The 25,499-nt window shown below is 37.3% G+C and carries 17 protein-coding genes; 10 read left to right on the top strand and 7 right to left on the bottom strand.

Annotated features, from left to right (window positions below):
- From ACFIKD_RS01780 to ACFIKD_RS01765, 4 genes are all read left to right on the top strand, one after another.
- Window positions 1–687: a response regulator transcription factor gene (locus ACFIKD_RS01780; protein ID WP_012754868.1), complete on the top strand. Its 687-nt coding sequence runs from the start codon at window positions 1–3 to the stop codon at window positions 685–687.
- Complete coding sequence (locus ACFIKD_RS01775) at window positions 684–2,066, top strand: ATP-binding protein (RefSeq protein WP_375635733.1); 1,383 nt, start codon at window positions 684–686, stop codon at window positions 2,064–2,066. Before ACFIKD_RS01780 ends, ACFIKD_RS01775 begins: the two co-directional genes overlap by 4 nt.
- Window positions 2,067–2,143: 77 nt before the next feature.
- Entirely contained in the window at window positions 2,144–5,089 is a 2,946-nt protein-coding gene (locus tag ACFIKD_RS01770) for a bifunctional [glutamine synthetase] adenylyltransferase/[glutamine synthetase]-adenylyl-L-tyrosine phosphorylase (RefSeq protein WP_375647058.1), read from the top strand.
- Between the two features lie 696 nt (window positions 5,090–5,785).
- A complete protein-coding gene (locus ACFIKD_RS01765) occupies window positions 5,786–6,604 on the top strand; it encodes an outer membrane protein (RefSeq protein WP_375644858.1) in 819 nt (272 codons plus the stop codon).
- A gap of 1,349 nt (window positions 6,605–7,953) precedes the next feature.
- On the opposite strand, the gene ACFIKD_RS01760 is transcribed toward ACFIKD_RS01765, so the two are convergent.
- The 5 genes from ACFIKD_RS01760 to ACFIKD_RS01740 all read right to left on the bottom strand — a co-directional run bounded on the left by ACFIKD_RS01760 (window position 7,954) and on the right by ACFIKD_RS01740 (window position 16,572).
- The gene (locus tag ACFIKD_RS01760) at window positions 7,954–8,844 is read right to left on the bottom strand and encodes a metallophosphoesterase family protein (protein WP_375635730.1); all 891 of its coding nucleotides are present in this window, start codon (window positions 8,842–8,844) and stop codon (window positions 7,954–7,956) included.
- A gap of 896 nt (window positions 8,845–9,740) precedes the next feature.
- Entirely contained in the window at window positions 9,741–11,837 is a 2,097-nt protein-coding gene (locus ACFIKD_RS01755; protein ID WP_375647056.1) for a glutamine amidotransferase, read from the bottom strand.
- Window positions 11,834–14,632, bottom strand: coding sequence for a DUF4159 domain-containing protein (locus tag ACFIKD_RS01750; protein ID WP_375647055.1), 2,799 nt, complete (start codon window positions 14,630–14,632; stop codon window positions 11,834–11,836). Before ACFIKD_RS01750 ends, ACFIKD_RS01755 begins: the two co-directional genes overlap by 4 nt.
- Window positions 14,629–15,540: a DUF58 domain-containing protein gene (locus ACFIKD_RS01745; RefSeq protein WP_375647054.1), complete on the bottom strand. Its 912-nt coding sequence runs from the start codon at window positions 15,538–15,540 to the stop codon at window positions 14,629–14,631. The genes ACFIKD_RS01750 and ACFIKD_RS01745 overlap by 4 nt, the downstream gene beginning before the upstream one ends.
- Window positions 15,541–16,572 carry an AAA family ATPase gene (locus ACFIKD_RS01740; protein ID WP_375635726.1) on the bottom strand — a complete coding sequence of 344 codons (1,032 nt, stop codon included), beginning with the start codon at window positions 16,570–16,572 and terminating at the stop codon, window positions 15,541–15,543. It lies immediately after the preceding gene.
- Between the two features lie 249 nt (window positions 16,573–16,821).
- On the opposite strand from ACFIKD_RS01740, the gene ACFIKD_RS01735 reads away from it, so the two are divergent.
- Window positions 16,822–18,075: a CCA tRNA nucleotidyltransferase gene (locus tag ACFIKD_RS01735; RefSeq protein WP_375635725.1), complete on the top strand. Its 1,254-nt coding sequence runs from the start codon at window positions 16,822–16,824 to the stop codon at window positions 18,073–18,075.
- Between the two features lie 594 nt (window positions 18,076–18,669).
- Here ACFIKD_RS01735 and ACFIKD_RS01730 read toward each other — a convergent pair.
- Window positions 18,670–19,146 (bottom strand): tRNA (cytidine(34)-2'-O)-methyltransferase, encoded by a 477-nt coding sequence (locus ACFIKD_RS01730; RefSeq protein WP_375635724.1) that lies wholly within the window; start codon window positions 19,144–19,146, stop codon window positions 18,670–18,672.
- 727 nt (window positions 19,147–19,873) lie between these two features.
- On the opposite strand from ACFIKD_RS01730, the gene petA reads away from it, so the two are divergent.
- From petA to ACFIKD_RS01710, 4 genes are all read left to right on the top strand, one after another.
- Window positions 19,874–20,422 carry a ubiquinol-cytochrome c reductase iron-sulfur subunit gene (gene petA / locus ACFIKD_RS01725; RefSeq protein WP_375644862.1) on the top strand — a complete coding sequence of 183 codons (549 nt, stop codon included), beginning with the start codon at window positions 19,874–19,876 and terminating at the stop codon, window positions 20,420–20,422.
- A gap of 4 nt (window positions 20,423–20,426) precedes the next feature.
- Window positions 20,427–21,683, top strand: coding sequence for a cytochrome bc complex cytochrome b subunit (locus ACFIKD_RS01720; RefSeq protein ID WP_375647053.1), 1,257 nt, complete (start codon window positions 20,427–20,429; stop codon window positions 21,681–21,683).
- The gene (locus tag ACFIKD_RS01715; RefSeq protein WP_375647051.1) at window positions 21,677–22,570 is read left to right on the top strand and encodes a cytochrome c1; all 894 of its coding nucleotides are present in this window, start codon (window positions 21,677–21,679) and stop codon (window positions 22,568–22,570) included. The genes ACFIKD_RS01720 and ACFIKD_RS01715 overlap by 7 nt, the downstream gene beginning before the upstream one ends.
- 102 nt (window positions 22,571–22,672) lie before the next feature.
- Complete coding sequence (locus ACFIKD_RS01710) at window positions 22,673–23,113, top strand: PRC-barrel domain-containing protein (protein ID WP_012754882.1); 441 nt, start codon at window positions 22,673–22,675, stop codon at window positions 23,111–23,113.
- 157 nt (window positions 23,114–23,270) lie between these two features.
- Here ACFIKD_RS01710 and ychF read toward each other — a convergent pair whose 3' ends face one another.
- Entirely contained in the window at window positions 23,271–24,374 is a 1,104-nt protein-coding gene (ychF, locus tag ACFIKD_RS01705) for a redox-regulated ATPase YchF (RefSeq protein WP_012754883.1), read from the bottom strand.
- Between the two features lie 267 nt (window positions 24,375–24,641).
- Here ychF and ACFIKD_RS01700 point away from each other — a divergent pair, with 267 nt between their 5' ends.
- The gene (locus ACFIKD_RS01700) at window positions 24,642–25,385 is read left to right on the top strand and encodes a L,D-transpeptidase (protein WP_375647050.1); all 744 of its coding nucleotides are present in this window, start codon (window positions 24,642–24,644) and stop codon (window positions 25,383–25,385) included.
- Window positions 25,386–25,499: the final 114 nt, after the last annotated feature.

The following is a 25,499-nucleotide window of genomic DNA, read 5'->3' as shown; positions in this document are numbered from 1 at the left end:
ATGAAGATACTCGTTATTGAAGATGATCATGAGACGGGGCATTATCTCGAAAAGGCTTTTTTGGAAGTAGGGCATTCTGTTGATGTTGCTTATGATGGGGATACGGGATACGCTTTAGCGACCACGGAAAATTATGACGTTATGGTTGTTGACCGAATGCTTTTGCATCGTGATGGCCTTTCTATTATTGCTGAATTGCGCGCTAAAGGCAATGAAACACCGGTTCTTATCCTTTCGGCTTTAGGGCAAGTTAATGATCGTGTAACGGGGTTGCGTGCAGGGGGAGATGATTATTTGACAAAGCCTTATGCTTTTTCTGAACTTCTTGCGCGTGTTGAAGTTTTACAACGGCGGAAAAATCCTAAAGAAGCAGAAACTGTTTATTGTGTAGGTAATCTTGAACTTGATCGGCTAGCACATACGGTAAAACGGGGTGATAGAAACATCCTATTGCAACCACGAGAGTTTCGTTTACTTGAATATTTGATGCGCTATGCGGGGCAGGTTGTTACACGCACTATGCTTTTGGAAAATGTTTGGGATTACCATTTTGATCCACAAACGAATGTCATTGATGTCCATATCTCCCGTTTGAGAGCCAAAATTGAAAAAGATTTTGATGTTCCCCTTCTCCATACCGTGCGTGGAGCTGGATATATGCTGAAAGCACCAGATAACAAAGCATGAATCGTTTGATTAATATAATGCGCACGACGGCGCTAAGGCTTTCAGCACTTTATATTTTATTGTTTGGCTTGGTGGCAACAGGGCTTTCTATTTATATGACGGCATTTTCTGCTTCATTGTTAACAGAGCAAACTGAACAGGCTTTACATGAAGAATTAAAGTATATTGAAAATGCTTATAATTATGGGGGATTATCCTTATTAATGCGCACTATTGATTATCGTTCAAGACAACCAGGAGCATTTCTTTATCTTGTCACGGATTCTATGGGGCGTATTTTAGCAGGAAATGTAGCACGTATTGAATTAGGTCTTTTGAATCAGAGTGGTTTTATTTCTACCTCTTTTTTGTATTCTCGTTTTGGAGAACATGGCAAAACAAGTGAACATCGCGCTTTGGCGGTTATTGTTGATTTACCTAATGCTATGAAGATTCTTATAGGACGCGATTTGGATGAGCCAGAACGTTTTGCAGTGGTTATTCGTAAAGCTGTGATCATTGCACTTGCTGCAATGGTTGGAGGCGCTTTACTCATATGGTTTTTTGTTGGCAGGAGAGCTTTACAAAGGATTGATCATGTAACGGCTGCATCACAGCGCCTGATGGATGGTGATTTCAGTGGGCGTTTACCTGTTTCTGGAGTAGGGGATGAGTTTGATCGATTGTCAACTAATCTTAATGTTATGTTAGACCGCATTGAAGAGTTAAATATTGGTTTACGTCAAGTATCAGATAATATTGCTCATGATCTGAAAACGCCGTTAACGCGTCTTAGAAATCGCGCTGAAGAAGCGCTTTCAGGAAATAAGACAAAGCTTGAATATCGTCAGGTCCTTGATAGGGTTATTGCAGAATCAGATCAACTTATTTGTACGTTCAATGCGATTTTAATGATTTCACGTATTGAGGCCAGCAGTGCAATTGAGCATCTTGAAATGATGAATATGAAACTGATCCTTGAAGATGCTGTTGAGATTTACGAACCTTTTGCTGAAGAGTCAGGTGTTTTACTTCGGTTGGGGAATATATTTGATAAAGAGCTTAAGTTGAATCGTGAGCTTGTTGCACAATCAATTTTTAACCTTATAGATAATGCCATTAAATATGCTTCTAAAGGTAAAAGGAAAGCGGAGGTTTGCTTATCAATGGAATATCGTGATGAACATTTGTTAGTTGTTGTGAGTGATAATGGACCAGGAATAGCAGAGGATAAACTTGAAAAAGTGACAGAACGATTTGTTCGTCTTGAAGAAAGCCGTACACAACCTGGGTTTGGGATTGGTTTAAGTATAGCAAAAGCAGTTATGAAGCTTCACGGGGGTGAATTGTTACTTGAAAATGCAAATCCAGGGCTTAGGGCTGTTTTGTTATTTCCTTAAAGACATTTTTCTTCACTTTTCTCTTTTCATACGTAACAACTATTTTAAAAGTATAAAGCAATAGAAAGGAAGGCAAAATGCTTTTCAAGGGAGCGCAGACGAAACAAGCTTTTTTAAAAACACAGCTTCTCCCTTTATGCCCTCTCGATAAAAGTGGTTCCCAATGGTTAAAAGACATGGAAGAACAAGCAAGGAAAGAAGGTTTAGAATCGCTTGTTTCCCTTATTTCAGAGAGTGGAACGCAGATAGTTTTTATCAGTTCGGTTATGACCTTATCTCCTTTTTTGCGTGAGGTTTTAATTGCCAATCCATCATATCTTAGTGCTTTATTAAATGTTGATATAGAAACAAGGCTGAGCGAAATTATAGATGATATTACGGCTATTGATAAGGATGAATCTATAAATGAAACTTCATTGATGGCTGCTTTAAGGCGCAAAAAACGAGAAGCGCATGTTCTCATTGCTTTAGCTGATTTGAGTGGTGTTTTTACTTACGAAGTTTCATGTGTTTGGTTGACACGTTTGGGCGAAGCAGCATTAAGTGTAGCGCTGCGTTTTCTATTAAGAGAAGCGCATGATCATGGTAAGATCAATTTATTAAGCCGTGAAAATCCAGAAAAAGACTGTGGTTTAATTATTTTAGGGATGGGAAAATTAGGAGCAGGGGAACTTAATTATTCTTCTGATATTGATCTTATTGTTTTCATTGATGAAACATCACCTCATATTGGTAATCTTTCTGAAAGTGTTGACGTATTTTCTAAAATGGTACGCCGATTAATCCGTATCATTCAAGAACGCACTGCGGAAGGATATGTTTTTCGTCTTGATTTTCGACTTCGTCCAGATCCAGGATCAACTCCTTTGGCTCTACCAGTAAGGACTGCCTTGCGGTATTACGAAGGGCGTGGGCAAAATTGGGAACGAGCAGCCATGATTAAAGCACGTCCAGTTGCTGGCGATAAGAGGGCAGGTTTTAACTTTCTTAAAGAGCTTTTTCCCTATGTGTGGCGGAAATATTTAGATTACGCTGCTATTGCTGATATTCATTCGATCAAACGTCAAATTCATGCGCATAAAAATTACGGTCAAATTGCAGCTTATGGGCATAATATAAAGTTAGGTCGTGGTGGTATTCGTGAGATTGAGTTTTTTGTTCAGACACAACAGCTCATTGCTGGTGGGCGTTTTCCTCAATTACGTGGACGCCAGACAGTTGCAATGTTAGCAGAACTTCACACGCTTGGTTGGATCAGTGAGAAAACCAGAAATAGCCTTATAAAAAGTTATGCTTTTCTTCGAAATGTGGAACATCGTATTCAGATGCTTTTCGATGAACAAACACACCTTCTTCCAAATGATATTGCTCAATTCACAAGTGTTGCCTATTTAATGGGTTATCAAGACAGCAGCAGTTTTATCCGTGATTTATTAAAAACACTTCAGGTTGTTGAAAAACATTATGCAGCACTGTTTGAGAATGAGCAAGAACTTGGTTTAGAAATTGGTAATTTAGTTTTTACAGGTGAAGAAGATGATCCGGAGACATTAATAACGTTAAGCCGTTTAGGCTTTGAAAGAGCAAGTGATATTTGTCGTATTATGCGTACTCTCCATTGTGGTCGTTATAAAGCAACGCAATCAGCCGAAGCACGCGAGAGATTAACGGAATTAACACCAGCTCTTTTGAAAGCTTTTGGTGGGACAAAACGAGCTGATGAGGCGATGTTGCGTTTTGATAGTTTTTTACAGGGCTTACCTTCAGGAATTCAGCTTTTTAGTCTTTTGCAGTCTAATACCTCTCTTTTGGATATGCTTGTCCTTATTATGGGCGCTGCTCCACGTCTTGCAGAAATTATTACACGCAGATCCCATGTTTTTGATGGAATGTTAGATCCGAATATTCTTTCAGAATTACCAACAAAAATGTATTTAGAAAAACGGCTTGAATATTTTCTTGAAAATATCTTTCCTTATGAGGAAATTCTCGATCATTTAAGAATTTTTGCAGATGAACAACGTTTTTTGATTGGTATTCGAATTTTGAATGGTGCAATTACAGGAGAAAGAGCGGGTTTTGCTTTTACTGCGCTTGCTGATCTTATGATTACAAAAACATTTGCTGCCGTTCAAGAGGAATTTTCTCGTCTTCATGGTAGTGTTAAAGGGGGGCGTGTTGGCATATTGGGTATGGGGAAGCTTGGAAGTCGCGAATTGACGGCAGATTCCGATGTTGACCTCGTTTTGCTTTATGAACACGATGATGATGCAGAAATATCTGATGGAGAAAAGCCTCTTTATATCTCTCAATATTATACGCGTTTAGCACAGCGCCTCATTTCTGCTTTATCCACTCTTACAAGCCAAGGTGTTCTTTATGTCGTTGATTTAAGGTTACGGCCGTTAGGCAATAAAGGACCTGTTGCTGTTTCTTTTCCATTTTTTAAAAAGTATTATCGCCAAGAAGCATGGATATGGGAATATCTTGCTTTAACAAGGGCTCGAGGCATTGCAGGAGATCCTGATTTTTTACAAAAGCTAGAAAATGAAGTGTGTGCAATTATTGCTATTTCTCGTGATAAGAAGGAAGTTGCAAAAGAAGTATGTGAAATGCGTTCCTTGATTGCAAAAGAAAAGCCGCCAAAAAATCAATGGGATTTAAAAACGATGTCTGGTGGCATTATGGATTTGGAGTTTATTGCTCAATTTTCTCTTATTACGCATGTCATTGAGTTTCAAATTGGAGCAACAACAGCTGATATTTTAGATCACTTACCAAACAGTTTTCTTAATCAGTCATGTATTGCTGATTTACATTATGCCTATCGTCTTTATACAAATTTGAGTCAAATTATACGGCTTTGCTTAAATGATTCTCTTGATCCCAATAATATGCCACCTGGATTAAGTGACCTTTTGTTAAATAGTGTTGGGGAACCTGATTTGCTTCGTGTTGAAAAGTTAATTGCAGAAACTGGGCAATTGGTCTGTTCAGTTTTTACAAAAATCATGAAACATTAAAATAATTCTATAAGAATAATAAAAATTATTAATTCGATTTTTATATATTAATTTTTGTCTTTTATTTCATTACACGCTTGAGAGGGTTAGAGTGAAGTTCTCTACTGATTTCTCAAGTGTGATGAAAAAAATTCTCTGTTAAATGTGCCATTCTAGGTGTCATTCTTTATACAAAAAGCGATGAGTGACGAGTTTAGTGAATGATATTCTTTATGAATCTTATCTCCTGTATATGAAAAAGCATATGGGTCATTTATTAAGCAGCAGTATATCAGATACATTTATGAATTAAGAGATATTCAACACAAGAATATATGCAAGAGTATTTTGATCGTATTTGATCGTACAGATTTATATAAAAACTTATAGAGATTATGTCTCATTACACTAATAATACCAACATATTGAAATCAATATGATAAAAAGCTTTATTGATTACATACCTCATTTTTTCAAAAAAATGACATTATAATTATTTGTATAATTATGGATAATAATGATTAATATGAAGCTATAAAAGATAATATGTAATAATTAATGGAAATACAAAGCATATTTAAAGTTTTTTATAATATTATTTATTAAAACTACTTTTATTTTTTTGTAACTGTGTCATTTTTGCTATAGATTTTTTAAAAAAAATGTGAAACGATTTACTATTATTTATGTATCACATTAGCTTTTAGGGGAGCAATTATGATTACAAAGTATTTAGTCTCAACATCTATCTTTTCTTTAATTTCAATTTCTGTAGTACAAGCGGCGGATGTCATTACTCCTGAACAGCCTGTTCCTGTTATTGCAGTTCCTGCTTTTTCTTGGACAGGATTTTATCTTGGAGGACAGATTGGTAGCTTTTCAGGTAAAACAACTGCAAGTTATTTAAAAGATGAGACGGGGATATGGAATCCAATTGGAAAGGAGGATTTACCTAAACTTTCTGGTTTTATAGGGGGAGTTTATGCAGGTTCCAATATTGATATCGATAATGGTTTTATTATAGGTATTGATACGGATATTATGTGGTCTGATAAAAAGAGTACAAAAGATATTAATCGACCAAAAAAAAGTCAAACTGAAGAAGCTTCTTCAGAAGAAACAAATCTAACAAGAGATTCTCATGAGGAGGATTCGGCAATACCTATTGAAGCTGTACGCCATACTTTAAAACAAAAATGGGCTGGTGCTACGCGGGTGAAAGTTGGTTTTGCGATTGAGCGTGTGATGCCTTATGTTTCTGGAGGGGTTGCTTATACGCAGCTTCAGAATATTTTTGGGTTAGTTGCTGATAGCAACAACAGAGCAGTTAATTTTTCTGATTGGTTGCATGATGAAAAAAAGACCATGATTGGTTATACCCTCGGGGGTGGTGTTGATTTTGCAATGACTGATAATGTTATTGTGCGTGCAGAATACCGTTATTCAGATTTTGGTAAAAAGAAGTTCGTGCATGATAAATTTGAAATGGGCTACAAGACAAACGATTTCCGCGTAGGTGTAGCTTATAAATTTTAAATTTTTGCAGAATTAAAAATTCAAAAGTCTCATTTTCGAATGAGGCTTTTATTTTTTAGATATGTGCTGGAAAATATCCTTCACTCAAAAGAGCTACTATTTTATTCGAACAATACTTTGATTTGTAAATATAATTTACCTTTTTATGTTGAGTGAGAGCCCCAAGTATCATAAGATTTTCTCATTTTTAACCTATACCATGTTGAACCAATCAAAACCATGTTTTTTGTACGTCAAAGGAGGGAGAGCCGTGAGATAAAAAACATTAAAGAAAGAATAAAAATGCCTCTTATGAACCATCTCAAGTGCCAAAGGCTGTCGCTAGATTGGGGTTGGCAAAGTGTGAGATTTGATACTAGTTTGCTTTTTCATAAATGTAAAGATGGTGCTACTAAATGGACTTATCATTACATTATTCATAGGTGCCATGGGGAAATGGATTTGGGTGCTTTAAAAGATGCTTTTTTAACAAACACATGAATTGGCAACTTAATGGCGTTTTGTTTTATTTGAAATACCTTTCATACAATCGACTTTTCTGTTTTTCGTTATCGTAAAATATTTTATTTAATATTATAAATAATAATTTATAATAATAAAATAATTATAAAGAGTATTATAAAGTGATTTATAGGAAAAATAGATAGAAAATTAGAAATTTATCGAGACATAAAAAACATTGTTACCTATGCCTGTTATCGAAATAGAATCTATAATTTTTTATAAATCTTTTAAATGTACGATAATAAATGTCGAGTGAAATAAGAGAGAATAATTTCAAATCTATTTACGATAAATCAATCAGCATCGTTTGTTTATCAATTACAAATAGGTTGGGTTATTGAAATTATATACTTTAGTTATTATTGGGATTTTTTAGTCATTGATTTTCAGGTATAGAAGCTGAATAAGCTTCTCTATTATTCTATAAAATATCATCACTGTAGTGGTATAAGGATTTTATGCATTAGATGCTTTTGGAGGAGTGTATGATGAAATTCAAGGCGGGATTTGTGTGTAGAGCTTTGTGAAGCAAATCACATGCACAATTAGCAGGTGGAATCCGTGCGACAAGAATCTGGATTATTTATAGATCAGGTGTGGTAGAAATTTTCGTCCTTTAGGACGGGAAGGAAGTAAACCAATGAGTTTGTAAAGCCAGTCATATAAGAGGGGTTAGCAGATGGAATTCTCTGAGAGAAATTGATTTATCGACAGAGAAAGTGGAACTTTGTCGTTTAAAGAGAAATAAGAATTATGATTTCCAAAGGGATATGAAATAAAAATACTTTCGTTTTTGGTTGTTTTGGCAACTATGTTTTTGGTTGTTTTGGCAACTATGAAGGTGTTTAAAGATTAATTGTTTCAGTACATGCAATCTCGTTTTGGGGGGTTATAATGCTATAACGTTGCAATTGGCAGTGCCATTGATTTTGTAAGCGTTCAATGGAAAATAAATTAAAGCCTGCGGGTGGTTTTTTATCACCAAAAGCTTGTGATGCGGAAGGAACACCAACAATAGGAATTTTTTTTATAGGTCCTTCAATGTAATTCAATGTAGGTAAATGAGTATGTCCGTGAAGAATAAGTTCGCAACCGTGATATTTGATAACGTCTAGAAAACGTTTTATATCTCGTAGTTTTTTATGCCAAGATGTTGCCTTGGGAAAGGGGGGATGGTGAATCATGACGACACGAAAAAGGTTACGCTGTGCTGCTTCCTTTAAAAAGAGTGGTAAAGTTTGCGCTTGTATTTTACCAAAATAACCAGAAGCTTGAAAAGGTGGTGTCGCGATGGCTGAAGAAGTTGCTATAATGGCGACATTTTTGCGAATGCGCATATAAGGAAAAAGAAAGGCGCTTTTTTGAGGGACGTCACCTGTGATCCAAGGTTTAAAAAGAGTACATGCTTTTTGGAAAGCACCGCGGACATAGGCGTCATGATTTCCAAATGTCAAGGAAATATCTTGAGGTTGTCCTAAGTTAAGTAGCCAACGATGTGCTTGTTCAAATTCCTTATCTAGAGCAAGATTCACAAGATCACCAGAGATCACAAGATGATCAGGTTTTTTTTTGTTTAAGGCATCTATTAAAGTTTCTAGGACATTTGTTACCATTTGACTCTTACGTTTTCTTTGCCAATTCAGATAACCGGTAAGACGCTTTCCAGAAAGTTCAAAAAGGGAAGGTTGCGGGAGAGGGGAAAGATGTACATCCGATATATGGGCAAGATAAAACATAAAAGCTCGTAGAGTATTAAAAATGATTTAGAGAATAAGCATAAGATAAGTTGATACTTAAAGGCAAGAAGGATTGTAAAATGAAAAATAGCTTGTTGAAAATATGAGAAAATTCTTTGAAGAATTAACGCTGTATTGTATTTTTTATGAAAAGAGCAACATAATACAACATATCATTCTTGGCAATTGATATGTCTTTTGTATGATGGGATAGACTTTAAAATGATGGTCATAAAGTTTTAAGACTTTTAAATAGCTTTTATACGACTACACATTATCATAAAAAATCTAATTATTCAGTATAAAATGCAAAAGAATGTATTGTATTTATCAGGAATTTTTACGGTTTTGGGCTGCCATGTATTGCTTTTAATGGGAGATTTTTTCACGCAAAACAGAACGATTCAAGAGGAATATCCCAAATAAAATATCATTGTGCTGTACATTCATATATTTGTTTTGAAGAGATATTTCCCAGTGCGCTTGATTCCATTTCACGAAAGTTCTCAATACTATGAAAAGCCCCGTTTATAAGGCTTATTATGCGCCACCATTTTACATTTATACAAGGTGCAAAGTAAAACCATTATACTATTCCCCTCCCAATTTTGTGAAAATCCTTGCTTTAAGAGGATTCATAAGAGGTACTTTACTCTTTTCTTCAATGGTTTTTATTCATACAGACCTCTTTTAATGATGTGCAAGCGAGTGATTTTAATTAATTTAATATAGAAAGTATTACAAAAAAGAAAAATCCTACAGGGAATAATGACTCAATATGACTATAATGATAAATTATCATTATAGATCAATGTTTTTATCTAATTGTAAAAGACAAGAAAATACACAAAAAAATAAGCTAAATTTTAAGACTATTATACGAAATTTCAGATTTTTCAACGGCTTTCACGATACCACATGCTGCTCAACAGTAAAAGGCAAGCAAGCAGCGCCAAGAAACCAGAAAATATCGAAAAATAAAAGGTATTAATTAAACGGGTTTCTGTCGCTTCTTTCAGAACAATTGAATGTGCTGGGGAAGAAGACGGGTTTATTTTTGATTGAATCAGCTTGAATGGAGGAAGATGAATGTTTTCTTTTCCCTCAGGATGTAACCGTCCGATATAACCACCGGTGTGTTTAATAATGGGGGCTAGTTTTTCTTGTGTTGAAATTAAGTCAAACAATTCAAGATTATCGAGCATCCCTACAGAAGAAAGTATTGTTAAATCGCCATTTTTAATGGTAAAAATTCCTGTTTCATTAGTGGTCCCAGTTGCGCTGAAGAGACCTTCTTGCTCTTTGGTGAGAGTGATATGTTCTTTTTTTCCAGAAGGAAAGGTTATTTCAGCGGGTTCTGGATGGTCTTTTAGAGTTTGGCGGTGAATTGTTAAATGATGATGGCTGCTAGTTGCACTTAATTTTTCTTCCTCAAGCTCTGGTTCTTTCATGAGCCAATGGGCAATACGACGATAAAGAGCTGCATAAGGACCGCCGCCTTCGAAACCTCGTGCCCAAAGCCAACTTTCATCGGAGAGCAACATGCCTACACGTCCTTTATCAACATGCGCGAGAAGTAAAAGTGGTTGTTCATCGGCTCCTTTCATGAGGGCGATTCCGTTATTTATGTTTTGAATAGCAATTTGTCGCAACCATTGCCCCCATTGAGAAGCTGGAAGGTTAAGTGTTGCAAGGCCCCTTGTGACAGGATGGCGTTCACCTTCTTTGGTTAATGTGGGGCGAAAAGGCTTTTCAATAATAGTTCCATTGGGCAATGCCGGTAGAATGCTTATTAAAGGTGTTTTCGCAAGTGAGTTGTTTTTTGTAAATTCAGGTCCTGTTACCATCAGCAATGCACCCCCCTTTTGTACATATTGGGCGATATAATCATAATAGATTAAGGGTAGAGCAGCAGAGTGCTGGTAGCCATCAAGGATAATGAGATCAAAGTTATTAATCTCTTCAACAAAGAGTTTTCTTGTCGGAAAGACCACCAAGGATAATTGGCTTAAGGGCGTATTATCTGCTTTGGTGGGAGGACGTAAAATAGTAAAGTGAACAAGATCAATATTGGAGTCACCTTTCAAAAGGTCTCGCCATGTCCGTTCTCCATTATAAGGAGCACCTGAAATAAGAAGAACGCGTAAATTTTCTCTGATTCCTTCAATGATTGTTATGGCGCGGTTGTTTTCAAAGCTTAGTTCACCTTTGTGTGGATCGGTTATCACTTGGATAATATTTTTTTCAGCATGAGGAAGGGTAATTTCAGTTTGAAAAATCACGCCAGGAGTTACAGAATAATGGCCAATGTTTTGTCCATTGACGCTTAGTGTAATATTTGCTTTCTGTGGTATTGTTTTTTTGGCGGGGCCTTTATCTTCTACCAAAATGGAGAGCGTTTGTGGTTTGTTGACAAGGGCAAAGCGTGGAGGAGAAATAAACTTGATTTGGCGATCAAATTCATCTGAGTGTCCTGTAATCAGAGCATTGAGAGGTGCTTTATGATGAAGGTCTGAAATGGAAGGGATGTCATGTACTTGTCCATCGGTGATAAAAATGGTTCCTGCATAACGAGAGGACGGCACATCAGATACTGCTTGTGTTAAAGCATCAAACAAATTCGTTGAGGGCGCATACTGATTATCAGCAAGTTTTCCAGCTTCAATAAAGCGTGGTTCAAATTGTGGATAATGCGCCAATGCTTGCGTTAATTGCGCGCGCGCTTCATCACTATCGTTTGTACGTGTTCCAAATGTTTGGCTTTTGCTGCGGTCAATGACAATACCTACTGTGCTTTTCAGTGGTTCGCGCTGTTCTTTTATGATCATTGGATTGAGCAAAGCAAGGATGAGGGCGCTTAATGCCATCAGACGAAATAAAGAACCTTGACGTTGCGTAACAAGACCAACAACGACAAAAAGCATCGATATTCCACTTAAGAACAGAATCCAAATGAGTGGTAAAAAAGGCTGAAAAGTGAAAAATGATATCATTGCCTTCTTTCTCTTTTAAAGCGTTCCAAGAGTGCTGGAACATGAACTTGGTCCGCTTTATAGTTTCCTGTAAGAACATAAAGGACAATATTTAAACCTGCACGAAATGCCCATAGACGTTGCATTGGATCATTGGGAACAAGGGGATATTTCCATGTCCCTTTTTCATCCAGTGCCCAAGCACCGGCAAAGTTATTGGCGGTGATGAGAAGAGAACTTACATTATCACCGCTAGCAAGAGAATTTTTATTTTTTTTGTTTGTTGATGAGGATTCAATCCATAAAGGTGAACCACGGTAGAGACCAGGAAAATCTGGCATAATATAAAAAGAACGTGCAACAACATGATCCGTTGATGCTGGCTCAATGGATGGAATATTTAACTCTTTTAAGATATCTCGTAATCGTTGCGTTTCTGGAGTGGCATCTCCTTCAAGATTAAGATTGCTCTTTATCTGATCGCGTGTGTCAAATAAAATTGTTCCCCCATGTTTCATAAAGTTATTTATTTTTTCAAGACTTTTGGGAGTAGGTATAGGACTCTTAACATCAATTGGCCAGTAAATAAGAGGATAAAAAGAGAGTTCATCTTTATCGAGATCAAGTGCTGTAACAGAGCCTGGGGTAAGCATTGTACGTTCTGCGATAAATTGACTTAACGCTTCTAGACCACTTTTACTCGTTGTATCAATTTCATGATTATTGGTTATAACATAGGCAAGATGTGTTGCACCAGCAGCTTGTACACTATCATGATGATTTTCTTTCGTTTGTGCATAAAGAGTTGGATCATATGAAAACAAGGCAATAAGACTTATAAAAGGGAGGAGAAACATATTACGCCGTTTCATGAAAGAAAAAATATCTCCCATCCATAAAATGAGAAAATTGTCAAAGGCGAATAATAAGATGGCTAATCCTAAAAGTGGACCGATAAGATTTTTTTCTTTTGTATCGTAAGATAAAGGGCTTTTATTAAGAGAAGTTGGCAATGATGATTGTTTCATCAAGTGCGACGAACGAGTTAAGAGATTGAGTGCATAAAAATCGCTTTTGACACCATAAAGTCCTGGGGGAGTATTATAGGAAGGATGGGGTGGATTTTGAGAGTCAAAGACCAGTGGAACAACATGAGAGGGCGGTACTTGTAATTGTCCGTCAGCGGTTATGGTTCGCCACGGGTTTTGTACCATTGTTCTTTTTTCTCTGTGTGTTAGGTTTGTGTTTTCGTTAGACCCTAATGTGATTAGTTTTTGCAACATTTGTGCAAAAAAGCCAGAAAGAGGAAGATTAGACCATGTGGGGTCAGGAGCAACATGAATGAGAATGAGGGTTCCTTTACCACGTTTGGCTGCGGTAATAAGAGGGGTTCCATCCGAAAGGCTAAGCCACGTTTTTTCAAAAAGATCTGGGGTTGGTTCTGCGAGGATTTGGCGCGAGACAGTGACATCTTCTGGAAAAGGAAGATCAAAGAAAAAGCTATTTTTTGCAAAAGGGGCAAGCTTTTGTGGTTTCGTCCAAGACATAATACTTCCAAGGAAACGTTGCCCCTGACGTAGCGGTATCGGAAGGAGACTATCATAATGTTCTGCACTACTGAGTTTTTCTCCTGCAAAGCGGATGAGTGTTCCCCCTTTATTCACAAAATCAGAAAGTTTTTTTTCTGCTTTTTCAGGCATGTTAACCATGTCGCTCATAATGAAAACAGATGGATTTTGTTTAAGCAAATAATCAATATCCGTTGAAAGCTCTCTTCCACCGGCGGTTATAAGCTGTGTATATTTCTGTAATGCTTTGATAATGTAATAAAATGGAGAAAGTAAAGGCTGTGCCATTTCATTGGTATCGGGTGATAGAAGAGCAACACGGCTTATCTTGTTATGGCTGTCTACCAAGAAAGTTGCAGCAGCATGGTTTTGATTATTCATTTTTATCCAAGCGATATCATTACGTAGTTCAAGTGGTACATCAAAAGGAACAAGAGCTGTTGTTTCTCCTTCAGAGAAATTTTTCGTAAATTGACCGAGAAGTTGATTGTTTGAATCGTAGAGGTTGAGTGTAGCGGAAGTTTTGCCGTGTGTTGTTGAGCGGATAATACGCGCGACCATGCTTCCATCGTTATTTTCTACGGATGTTATGCCGATTAAATCGGAAATATCAGCCAAATACCATAAGAATTTTTCAGGTTTTAATTCTTCAAGCAAAGCAAAAGCTTGCTCATCTTCATTTGTTTGTAATCCATCACTTAAATAAGCAACATCAAGAGGTTTTCCTTTGGTTATTTTTCTGAGTTTTTTCAGTGCGTGCACACGGTTGACAGGCCAAGGACGCGGTTGCAAATGCATTAAATGCTGTTTTATAATCTTGGCGGGTTGCGGCTCTATATTGGAGATATCATTTTCAGCCGTTGCAATAAGATAAATATTTTTTTGCTGTTTTTCTGCCTGAGCAAGGAGCATTTCAGCGATAGAGATGCGCTTTTTCCATTCTTTTACAGAAGCCCAACCATTATCAATAATGAGTGCAAGGGGTTGAGATCCGGAAAAGCTGATTGGTTTTTGATCCCACGTGGGGCGTGCTAACGCTATGATAACAAGTGCCGCTATGGTTAAACGCAACAAGAGCAACCACCAAGGTGTATGTTTTGCTGTTTCCTGCTGATGAGTTGGTTTGGGTAAGAAGCGTAACGGAGGAAAAAGCTCTTTACGCGGAGATGGAGGAGTTATCCGCAACAGCCACCAAATGACCGGTAGGAACAAAAGCCCTAGTAACAGAAAGGGAGCAGCAAAACTCAAAGGGCCCTCCTTTTTTGCAATGGAGAGTCGCCCATTGTATTTGCAAGATGAAAAATGGTCTCTGTTAAAGGTTGATCCGTTTTACTAACGTGATAAGACCATCCTTGACGTGCGCAAAAATTTGCCAACTCTTGTCGCCTTGCGTGATATAGTTTACAATAGCTCTTACGAAGATCTTCTGCTTTTGTGGAAACATGTTTCTCTTTCGTTTCAGGATCAAAAAATTCTGTGTGACCTGCGTAGGGAAAGCTTTCTTCTGCGGGATCAGAAATTTCAATTAAATGAGCTGTCACCTGTTTTGTAGTTAAAACGGTTAAATGTTGGATGATTTTTTCAGGATAGTCGAGAAAATCACTCATTATAACGACATGTGAAAAGCGTGTAATCGTTGAAAAATCCGGAAATGAATTTTCATCTGAATGATTTTCTAAAGCAAAGGCTATTCGCTCTACGACATTGGATGTCATTGTGGGGGACATTAAGTTTGGAATAGCAATATGTTCGCCACTGCGAGCAAGAAGTGATGCTAGGGTAAGGGTAAGAATAATGGCATGATTACCTTTAGAGATTTTAGAAAAGCGCGAACAGTAATGCATTGATGCGCTCTGATCAGGACAGAGCCAAACGGTTTGTGTCATTTGCCATTCGTGTTCGCGGAGATATGTATTTTCATCACGCGCTGAGCGCCGCCAATCAATGCGGGTAATGGATTCTCCTTCAACATAGGGACGAAATTGCCAAAAGTTTTCCCCATTACCGCGTTTGCGTTGTCCATGCCATCCGGTTATCAGTGTATTAGCGATATGACGTGCTTGTAAAAGGAAATATGGCATTTTGCCAGTATCCTTATCCAGTTCATTTGCCAGCGACAATGGAGGCTTTTGTAAAACTTTTTTGCCAATAGCCATTCAAAGAGCATCTTTCACAAGGTTATTGATAATATCTTTTACAGTTACATCTTCAGCACGGGCAGAAAAATTAAGAGCCATGCGGTGTTGTAATACGGGATAGGCCAATGCTTCAACATCATCAAGTGAGGGGGCTAAGCGTCCATAATAAAGAGCACGGGCGCGAACACAAAGTGAAAGGGCTTGTGATGCCCGTGGACCAGGTCCCCAAGAAACATAAGTATTAGCAAGGCTATTGTCTTTATGAGGGCGAGTTGAGCGGACAATTTTTAAAATAGCTTCGATCACATTTTCTGAAAGAGGCATTTTGCGAACGATATTTTGAATTTTTTGCAATTTTTTGGCGGATAAAATTGGTTTTGCATTTGATTTTTTTTCTTTTGTTGTTTCTAAAATGATCCGTCGCTCTGTTGTGAGGTCAGGATAGTCAATATCGATTTGCATCAAAAAGCGATCCAGTTGTGCTTCAGGAAGTGGATAGGTCCCTTCTTGTTCGAGAGGATTTTGCGTTGCAAGAACATGAAAAGGTTGTGGCAAATCATAACGGATACCTGCAACAGTAACATGATATTCTTGCATAGCTTGTAAAAGGGCTGACTGTGTCCGTGGGGAAGCACGATTGATTTCATCGGCCATGAGAAGTTGCGTGAAAATAGGACCTTGAATGTACCGAAAAGAACGTTTACCGTCTTTATCGGAATCCATAATTTCAGAACCAATAATATCCGATGGCATTAAGTCAGGAGTAAATTGGATGCGTTTTTCATCAAGCCCTAAGACTGTTCCCAATGTTTCAACAAGACGTGTTTTTGCAAGTCCTGGAGCACCGACAAGAAGGGCGTGACCACCAGCAAAAATAGAGATTAAAGCATATTCGATTACCTGACTTTGCCCAAAAATAACTTTGTCAATTTCTTGTTGTAAAATATCCAATTCTTTGTGTGCCATATCAATATCATCAATAATGACTTGAGCCTCATGATTGATATTGACCTTTTTTACAGAATTGGATGATAGATCATGTTGACTCATATTTCTTCCTTAAGGCGTTTGTCGCAAAAATGGTAATTTTCTCTGCATGATAATGGATATTTTATTGTTTGTAACAGAAAATGAGAAGAAATGAAGTATCATATGCCATTTTTTTCATATTCGTATACAAGAAGAGAAAAGTTTTTTTTGGAAGGAATAGACGTGTTTTATAAGGGATGTCTTAAAAATTTTGTTTTATGAAGAGAGTTCTTTAAAGCAATGAAGACAACTTTTTTGAAAGGTTAAAGGGTGAATATAAGACAGGACTTCAAACAGGTTGCGTGGTTACAACAAAAGGATATCCAAACACTTCTTCGTGTTTTGTCTTTGGAGGGAGAAGAGGCGCGTATTGTAGGGGGAGCAGTGCGCAATCAACTGCTAGGGCAGCCTATTAGTGATATTGATATTGCAACAACTTGTTTGCCGCAACAGGTTATTACACGTGTAGAAGAAGCAGGATTTAAAGCTATTCCTACAGGGATTGCTTTTGGTACAATAACAGTAGTTGCTCATTCATGTTCTTATGAGGTTACAACGCTTCGCTGCGATATTGAAACAGATGGTCGTCATGCAAAAGTGGCATTTGGTCGTGATTGGAAAAAAGATGCTGAACGGCGTGATTTTACGATAAATGCGCTTTATTGTGATGCTGCTGGCAATCTTTATGATGATGTGGGAGGTTTGAGTGATATTGCTAGCCGAACAGTTCGTTTTATTGGGATTGCAGAAGATCGTATTTGCGAAGATTATTTGCGTATTTTACGTTTTTTTCGCTTTTTTGCATGGTATGGAGCAGGGCGACCTGATGTACAAGGATTGAAGGCATGTGTTAGTTTAAAACACGGTTTAAAAAAACTTTCTTCTGAACGTATTTGGGCAGAAATGAAAAAGCTTCTTGCGGCGTTTGATCCAACGCGTGCTCTTTTATGGATGCGACAAAGCAGAATTTTGGCACTTATTTTTCCTGAAACAGAACGATGGGGTATTGATGCAATTCACGCATTGGTGAAGACAGAACACGCTTTTGGTTGGAAAGTTGATCCATTGTTACGGCTAGAAAGCCTTCTTCCTCCTGACCCCATACGTCTTCATGAAATGGCACAGCGCTTGCATTTTTCCCATAAAGAAACAACACGATTAAAAGAATGGGCAGAGTTAGAAATAATAAACCAAAACTGTTCTGATCATTTTGTGCAAAAACTGATTTATTTTCATGGACGACAGCCAGTTTTAGATCAATTATCGTTGTCTGTCGCTGCATCACATCTCGATAATCTGGAAAAAAGTGATGCTTTGCAAAGAGCAGAGGATTATGTCAAGCTTCATCAGCTTGCCAAAAAATGGCAGATTCCAACTTTTCCCATTAATGGTAACGATTTAATAAAGAAAGGTTTTGCTAAAGGTGTGCTTTTAGGAAAAAAGCTTAAAGAGTTAGAAATGATATGGGTCGAAAGCGGATTTTTAATGGATCGTCATGCATTATTAGAAAAAATTGATTTATAATAATAATTCATTATTCGTCATGTGAAACAAGAGCTCCGAATATTGTGAGGTTATTTCAAACCTGTTCATATTACATAAATCCAAATTATAGCCTTACACGTTACAAGTGGGGGAAGCCGTGTGAGGAAAAATGATTACAGAGAGAAAAAATGTCTCTTATGAACCATCTCAAAGATAAGGATTCTCGAAAGTGAAAACGGATAAAGAGAATAATGATAGCAGTTTGCACTTTGTATGAGCATAAAGAGGGGGATGTCCAATGGATTTTTACTATGAGGAGTATTTAATCATTCATAAGTGGTGATATGAAATGGATGTGATGGGCACTAAGAAATGTTATTTTATCAGCACTTGATTGTTGGAAAATGATAAGCGTTATACGCTCTAACTATTCTTGATATGTTGTATATTGTTTTTCGTGATAATTTATGAGTTTTTATAGGCATTCTATAAGTTATTCCAAAAGTATTATTGAACTTTATGCGCTTTTAATTACTATCTATATTCTATAAAAAAGATTTTTTTAATTATTTAAAACCATATTTCATGTATTTTTATTGTTCTATTAAAGATTTTAATGGAATTGTTGTGTTTTTATAGATTACAGTTTCTTTCATGATAACCAATTTGGCGTAATGCTTCTCCCGTTGTTATGGCTACGCACATGGCGAGATTTAGAGAGCGTGCCTGTGGTTGCATGGGAATTTTCAATGTGTAATCGGCCGTTTCATGAACATAATCGGGAACGCCAGCTGTTTCACGACCAAAAAGTAAAACATCATTTTTTTGATAGCATATCTGCGTATAGCATGTTTTTGCTTTTGTACTTAAAAGCAACAGACGGCGGTTAAAGTGTTTCATGGAGCTTATAAAATGTTGCCAATCAATGTGTCGTTCTAAGGAAGCATATTCGAGATAATCCAATCCTGCGCGTTTGAGATTACGATCCGACAGATTAAAGCCTGCGGGTTCAATAATGTGCACATGTAAACCAAAACAAGCGCTAAGACGTAAAATCGTTCCGGTATTACCAGCGATATCAGGTTGGAAAAGAGCTATATGAAGTGTCATGTTCTCTGTAATATGATTTTTCTTTCAACTTTGTAAAGAAGCGTTACAATTTATTCGAAAAATATGCTTTGAGAAATACATGTTTTTTTATGTTTTATTTTTATTCACTTTAAATTTCAGGGAAAAAGTTATGTACACAGGTTTGTTTGGGATAAGAGAGAATCTCCCTATTAGGGACTTCCTTTTATTGAGCGATACATGAAATGGATTGGCTCATTATGTTGAAAAGTGGGATATTTAATGAGGTTAGATCATCCATTTTAATGAAAATCAACAAAATATGCTTTTTATGCAAAAGCAGAAGCGGAAAAAATACTCATTCAACCAGTTGGAATTGAGGGAGGGAGAGATGCTGTAAATGTGTTAAAGAAATAACCGATAAGCTCAACTTATTTACTGAGATCTGGTCATAATAAGACTATGTTTCTTTCTTTAGGAGTGTTTATTTACACGCTATCTCCGTTTTTCACAGGCGGGGGAGTAATTTTGATTGATTAATATGAATAGGTTTGAAATGAAAGAAACTTACGGTGTTTCAGGATTTCATTCACTCTGTAAAACGATGAATTATCATTATAAAACAGTTTTTTGTATAGACCATACAAATGGCAGAAGTTTTTTACGGGGATGTTTTTATGGTTGATGCAACTGAGTGATCAAGCATTGTACAATGGGAGAGGGTATGGTAGAAGAATGTTTTAGCAAATAGTCTCTTTAAGTTAAGTCCATGGGTGAGCAAACGAGGCGGGATTTTCTGTTTTTGGTAACAGCTGTTGCAGGAGCAGTTGGAATGGGAGCGGTTGCGTGGCCTTTTATCCGTCAGTTGCGTCCAGATCAAGCTGTTTTGGCATCTTCCTCTGTTGAGGTTGATCTTTCTGGTATTGAAGAGGGGATGTCGGTGACGGTAAAGTGGCGAGGACAGCCTGTTGTTATTCGAAACCGTACAACAAAAGAAATTGCTGATGCGCGCGCTACTGAATTGAGTCTTCTAAAAGATCGTCAAGCGCGCAATCCTAATCTTGAAGGTGAAAAAGAAGCAACAGATTTTGCGCGTTCAGCAGGTAAAGGACGTGAAAATTGGCTTATTGTTATTAATCTTTGTACGCATCTAGGCTGTGTAACACTTGGGCAATCGGGTAAATTTGGAGGATGGTTGTGTCCCTGTCATGGATCTGTTTACGATACCGCTGGAAGAGTGCGGTCAGGTCCAGCTAACTATAATTTGGCTATTCCACCTTACCAATTTCTTTCTGATACTTTGCTCAAAATAGGATAAGGTTATGACAAGGTTTCCTCCTTATTGTCCTAAAAATGCTCTTGCTCGTTGGTTTGATAAGCGTTTTCCTCTTCCTCGTTTTTTTTATAATACATTTGTGATTTTTCCTGTTCCGCGTAATCTTAATTACTTTTACACATTTGGCGGTATTTTGACCATTATGCTTTTATCACAGCTCTTGACTGGTATTGTCTTGGCTATGCATTATGTTCCAGATATTCATTTGGCTTTTGAAACTAGTGAACGATTTCGGCGTGAAGGGCAGTTTGGTTGGCTTTTTCGTCCATGGCATTCTGTAGGCTCTTCGTTTTTTTTTATTGCTGTTTATATCCATTTGGCACGTGGACTTTATTATGGTTCTTATAAAAATATGCGAGAAATGGTGTGGGTTACAGGTATTTTTATTTATATCATCATGATGGCAATAGCATTTTTTGGTTATGTGCTTGTTTGGGGGATGATGTCTATTTCAGCGGCTTCAGTGATTGCAGGGCTTTTAAAAACGATACCTTTTGTGGGGACATGGTTGCATGAGACACTTCTGGGTGGTTATGGCGTAGGACAACCAACGTTGAATCGTTTTTATGTTTTCCATTATGTTTTATCATTTGTTTTGCTTCTTTTTGTGGGGCTGCATATTTGGGCAATCCATTGTGTTGGGCAAGGCAATCCAACGGGTCTTGCTATACAATCAGATAAGGAAACGGTTCCATTTTCACCTTATGCGCTTATCAAAGATATTTTTGCTATTACTGTTTTTTTGATCTTCTTTGCCTGGTTTTTGTTTTATATGCCTGATTATATGGGGCAGGCTGAAAATTATAGTGTGGCAGATCCTTTAAAGGCACCTCTTCGTGTGGTTCCAGAATGGTATTTTTTGCCTTTTTATGCGATACTTCGTGCTATAACTTTTGATATTGGTATTTTCCCTTCAACTTTTGTGGGCTTTGTTTTATTTGTCAGTTCGATTTGCATTTTAATTTTTGTGCCATGGTTAGACCGCTCTAAAATATGTTCAGCAAGATATCGACCTGTTTATAAAATTTTCTTTTGGGCGTTGGTTATTGATGTCGTTTTCCTTGGTTGGTTGGGGTCAAGAGAAATAAATGACAAAATCCTTTTATGGACGCAATTAGCTACGGTTTATTATTTTATATTTTTTTTGGTTATTTTGCCGACTTTGCCAGCGTTTGAAAAAAATTGTTCTCTTCCTTCTTCAATTATGCAAGATTTAAAACAGAAAAAAAAGAGACTATGGTAAATGTTTTTGTCGGACTGATTGTTATCGTTGCTATGAGCTTTTCTGCTCAGAGTTTAGCGGGGGATGCCTCTGATCAGGAGGAGGAATTTATTTCTTTTCCTTTAAGGATTCCTAAAAAACAAGAATGGAGTTTTTCAGGTCCATTTGGGCTTTATGATAAGGCGCAATTGAGGCGTGGATTAAAGGTTTATAAACAAGTTTGTTCCAGCTGCCATGGGCTAAAATATGTGGCTTTTCGCAATTTAAAAGCTCTTGGGTATGATCAAGAACAGATTAAAGCTTTGGCGCGGCAATATGAAGTGCGCGATGGTCCTAATCGAGAAGGAAAATTTTTTAAACGTGCTGGGGTTGCAACGGATTATTTTCCTTCTCCCTTTGCACATGAAGAAGAAGCAAGATTTATTTTAAATAGTGCTTATCCTCCAGATTTGTCATTGATGGCACGTGCACGTGGTGTATCTTTGCCGTTTCCTGCTTTAATTACTGATGCATTGGCTCATTATGATACAGCTGGTCCAGATTATATTACAGCTCTTTTAACAGGATATCAGAAGGCACCGAAGGAGATAAAAATTGCGGATGGTTATTGGTATAATCCTTATTTTATTGCCGGTAATTCTTTAACTATGGCTCCTCCTTTGAGTGATGGTATGGTTGTTTATGAAGATGGAACCCCAGAAATCATTGAACACTACGCGCGCGATGTTTCTGCTTTTTTGATGTGGGCTGCCGATCCTCATATGGAAATTCGTAAAAAAACCGGTTTTCGTGTTATTTTATTTTTAATCATTTTTGCCGGGCTTGTTTATATTTTAAAAAATCGTATTTGGTGTGGTTTAGAAGAAGAGTTAGAGAAAGAAACAAAAGACGAAATAAAGAGAAAATGATAAAGCGACAAGGCTTGAAAGAGTATAGAGTATAAAGAGCATAAGGAACAAATCTGTTTATGATGCATTGAGGTTTTATAAAGTAAAAACGGAGATGTTAAAATGAAAAAAATTGCATGTACTACTCTTATGTCAATTTTGATGGTTTCTAGTACTTACGCCCAGTCTTTTGAAGTGCCTTCAAAACCTGAAATGATCTCTTCGACGGGTATTGTACAGGTGGGGGTAGATAAGTCTGTGCGTTATGTGACACCTTTAGCAACGGATTTTGTTGCTTCCAGCCTTATAGGCGCCAATGTATATAATATAGAAGATGAAAATATTGGTGAAGTAAAAGATATTATTTTACGTGAAAATAATATTGCAGGGTTTGTTGTTGCTGTTGGTGGTTTTCTTGGCATAGGTGAGAGTTATGTGGTCGTTTCTCCAGAAACAATCCAGATGACAAATGATTATGGTAAATGGAAACTCATTACAAATGCGACAAAGGATTCTTTAAAGGACGCTCCAACATTTAAATACGAAGGGCGTTGGACGCGCTAATTTTATATTCCCATTCTTTAATGGATAAAACTGTTGCTATCATAATAATATGCTAGCAACATTTTTTTGTTCAAAAAATTCTTGGGAGCTTTTGCGACAAGATTCCAAGGACCTATTACAAAGTTTTCAAGATAAACTATTAAGACAGAGTGAAGATTTAAGTATTATGTTTAAATAACATGACATCGCCATCTTGCACAATGTATTCTTTTCCTTCATCGCGGGCTTTTCCTGCTTCTTTTGCACCGCTTTCTCCACCCAGAGCAATATAGTCATTGTAGCTGATGGTTTGGGCACGAATGAAACCGCGCTCAAAATCTGAGTGAATAACGCCAGCTGCTTGGGGAGCTTTTGTACCACGCGTAATTGTCCATGCTCGTGTTTCCTTAGGCCCACAGGTGAAGTAAGTAATGAGATCAAGTAAATGGTAACCAGCACGAATAAGGCGATTTAAACTTGGTTCAAAGAGTCCTAGAGCATTGAGATATTCTGATGCTTCAGCATCACTCAGTTGTGTGATTTCCGCTTCGATAGAAGCAGAAATGATAATGCTTTGCGCATTTTGCTCTGTTGCCATTTTTTCAACTGTTTGGGTAAAGCTATTTCCATGAGCGGCGTCATTTTCGCTTACGTTACAAACATAAAGTACAGGCTTGGAGGTTAAAAGATTTAAACTCTTAAGAATGTGGTGTTCATCGGAAGAGATATCTTTGAGTAATAACCGGACAGGGTTTCCCTGTTGCAGTATGTTTAATGCTTTTTCCATAATGGGTAAAATTGTGAGAGCTTCTTTGTCTTTTCCGGTTGCACGTTTACGGATTTGTACGATTCGTCGCTCAAGGCTCTCAAGATCGGCAAGCATGAGTTCTGTTTCAACGGTTGTGGCATCAGAAACAGGATCAATACGTCCTTCTACATGGGTAATATCTTCATTTTGAAAACAGCGTAAAACGTGAACAATGGCATCGACTTCGCGAATATTGGCTAAAAATTTGTTTCCTAAACCTTCGCCTTTTGAAGCTCCTCGTACAAGCCCCGCAATATCGACGAAGTTAATGCGTGTAGGAATTATTTCTTTTGAACCAGCGATTGATGCAATTTTTTCCATTCGTAAATCTGGAACAGCAACTTCACCGGTATTGGGTTCAATGGTACAAAAAGGATAATTGGCAGCCTGTGCAGTGGCTGTTTTTGTTAATGCATTAAAAAGAGTTGATTTCCCAACATTAGGTAATCCGACAATACCGCATTTAAAGCCCATGAGAGTCTTTCTTTTCTTTTGATTTTATAGTCAAGATAAAGCTTCTTTTTTATAGCATATTTTTAGAAGAGTTATAGTCTTTGTGTTGCGATAAGTGAGAAAAAAGTCTAAAGTAACAGATAATTTGCTTTTTTTACCTTAGTTCTTCTTATCTTAATGCTCTCCTTAGTCTCAAGGATAAGAAAACTTCGAATTAATGTTAATAATGTGCTAAGTTTTTCATGGTATGCAAATCTGCATAAATAATTAATCGGAGAAAATAGAAGAGTGTTATCTCGTTGTGTCTTTTTAATTGCAGCACTTTTGGCTTTAGCTGGATGTGCTACACATCAGTCAGATATGTCATCAGTTCCTTTTCAACAAGTTCGATACATTCCACCAGAAATACAGGCTTTGTACGGTCCTGTAACGAATGAGACCTATTTGTTACCTGCTGTTGATCTTGCGACAATTGATCCAAAGTTTTGGCGACAAGAAGTGATTTATTATACATCTTATCCACCTGGAACATTGGTTGTAGATACGCAAGAGTGTTTTCTTTACCTTATTGGTGAAAATGGAAAGGCTTTACGTTATGGGATTGGGGTCGGTAAGGAAGGTTTAGCATTTGAAGGTGAAGGGGTTGTACAGCGCAAGCGTCGTTGGCCAAATTGGGCTCCTACTGCAGCTATGATGGCTCGAGAACCAGAACGTTATGGTCATCTTGGGAAAGGAATGCCACCAGGACCCGATAATCCATTAGGTGCGCGGGCACTTTATTTGTTCAAAAATGGGAAAGATACACTTTTCCGTATTCATGGCTCACACGAATCGTGGTCAATTGGGCGTGCTATTTCAAGTGGGTGTATTCGTTTGCTTAATCAAGATATTATTGATCTTTATGATCGTGTTCCCGTTGGTTCGCGTGTTGTGGTATTACAAAACAATAGGAATATTCCTACAGTTTATAGTCAACAATCAAATGGCTATGATCCGCTACAGTCGACCATTCAGCCAAATGAATTTTTTTAATTTAGGGGAGAAAATTGAAGAGAACTGTTTGAGTATTTTGGTTTGCTGTTCAATCTTCTCTTTCTCTCAAGAGAGAATATAAGCCTTTCTTTTTCAAAAGTGTGTATAAGCTTG

This window comes from Bartonella sp. CR84HXZ (genome assembly GCF_042194535.1).
GTDB classification, from domain to species: domain Bacteria; phylum Pseudomonadota; class Alphaproteobacteria; order Rhizobiales; family Rhizobiaceae; genus Bartonella; species Bartonella grahamii.
This window is presented reverse-complemented; position numbering and strand designations above follow the sequence as displayed.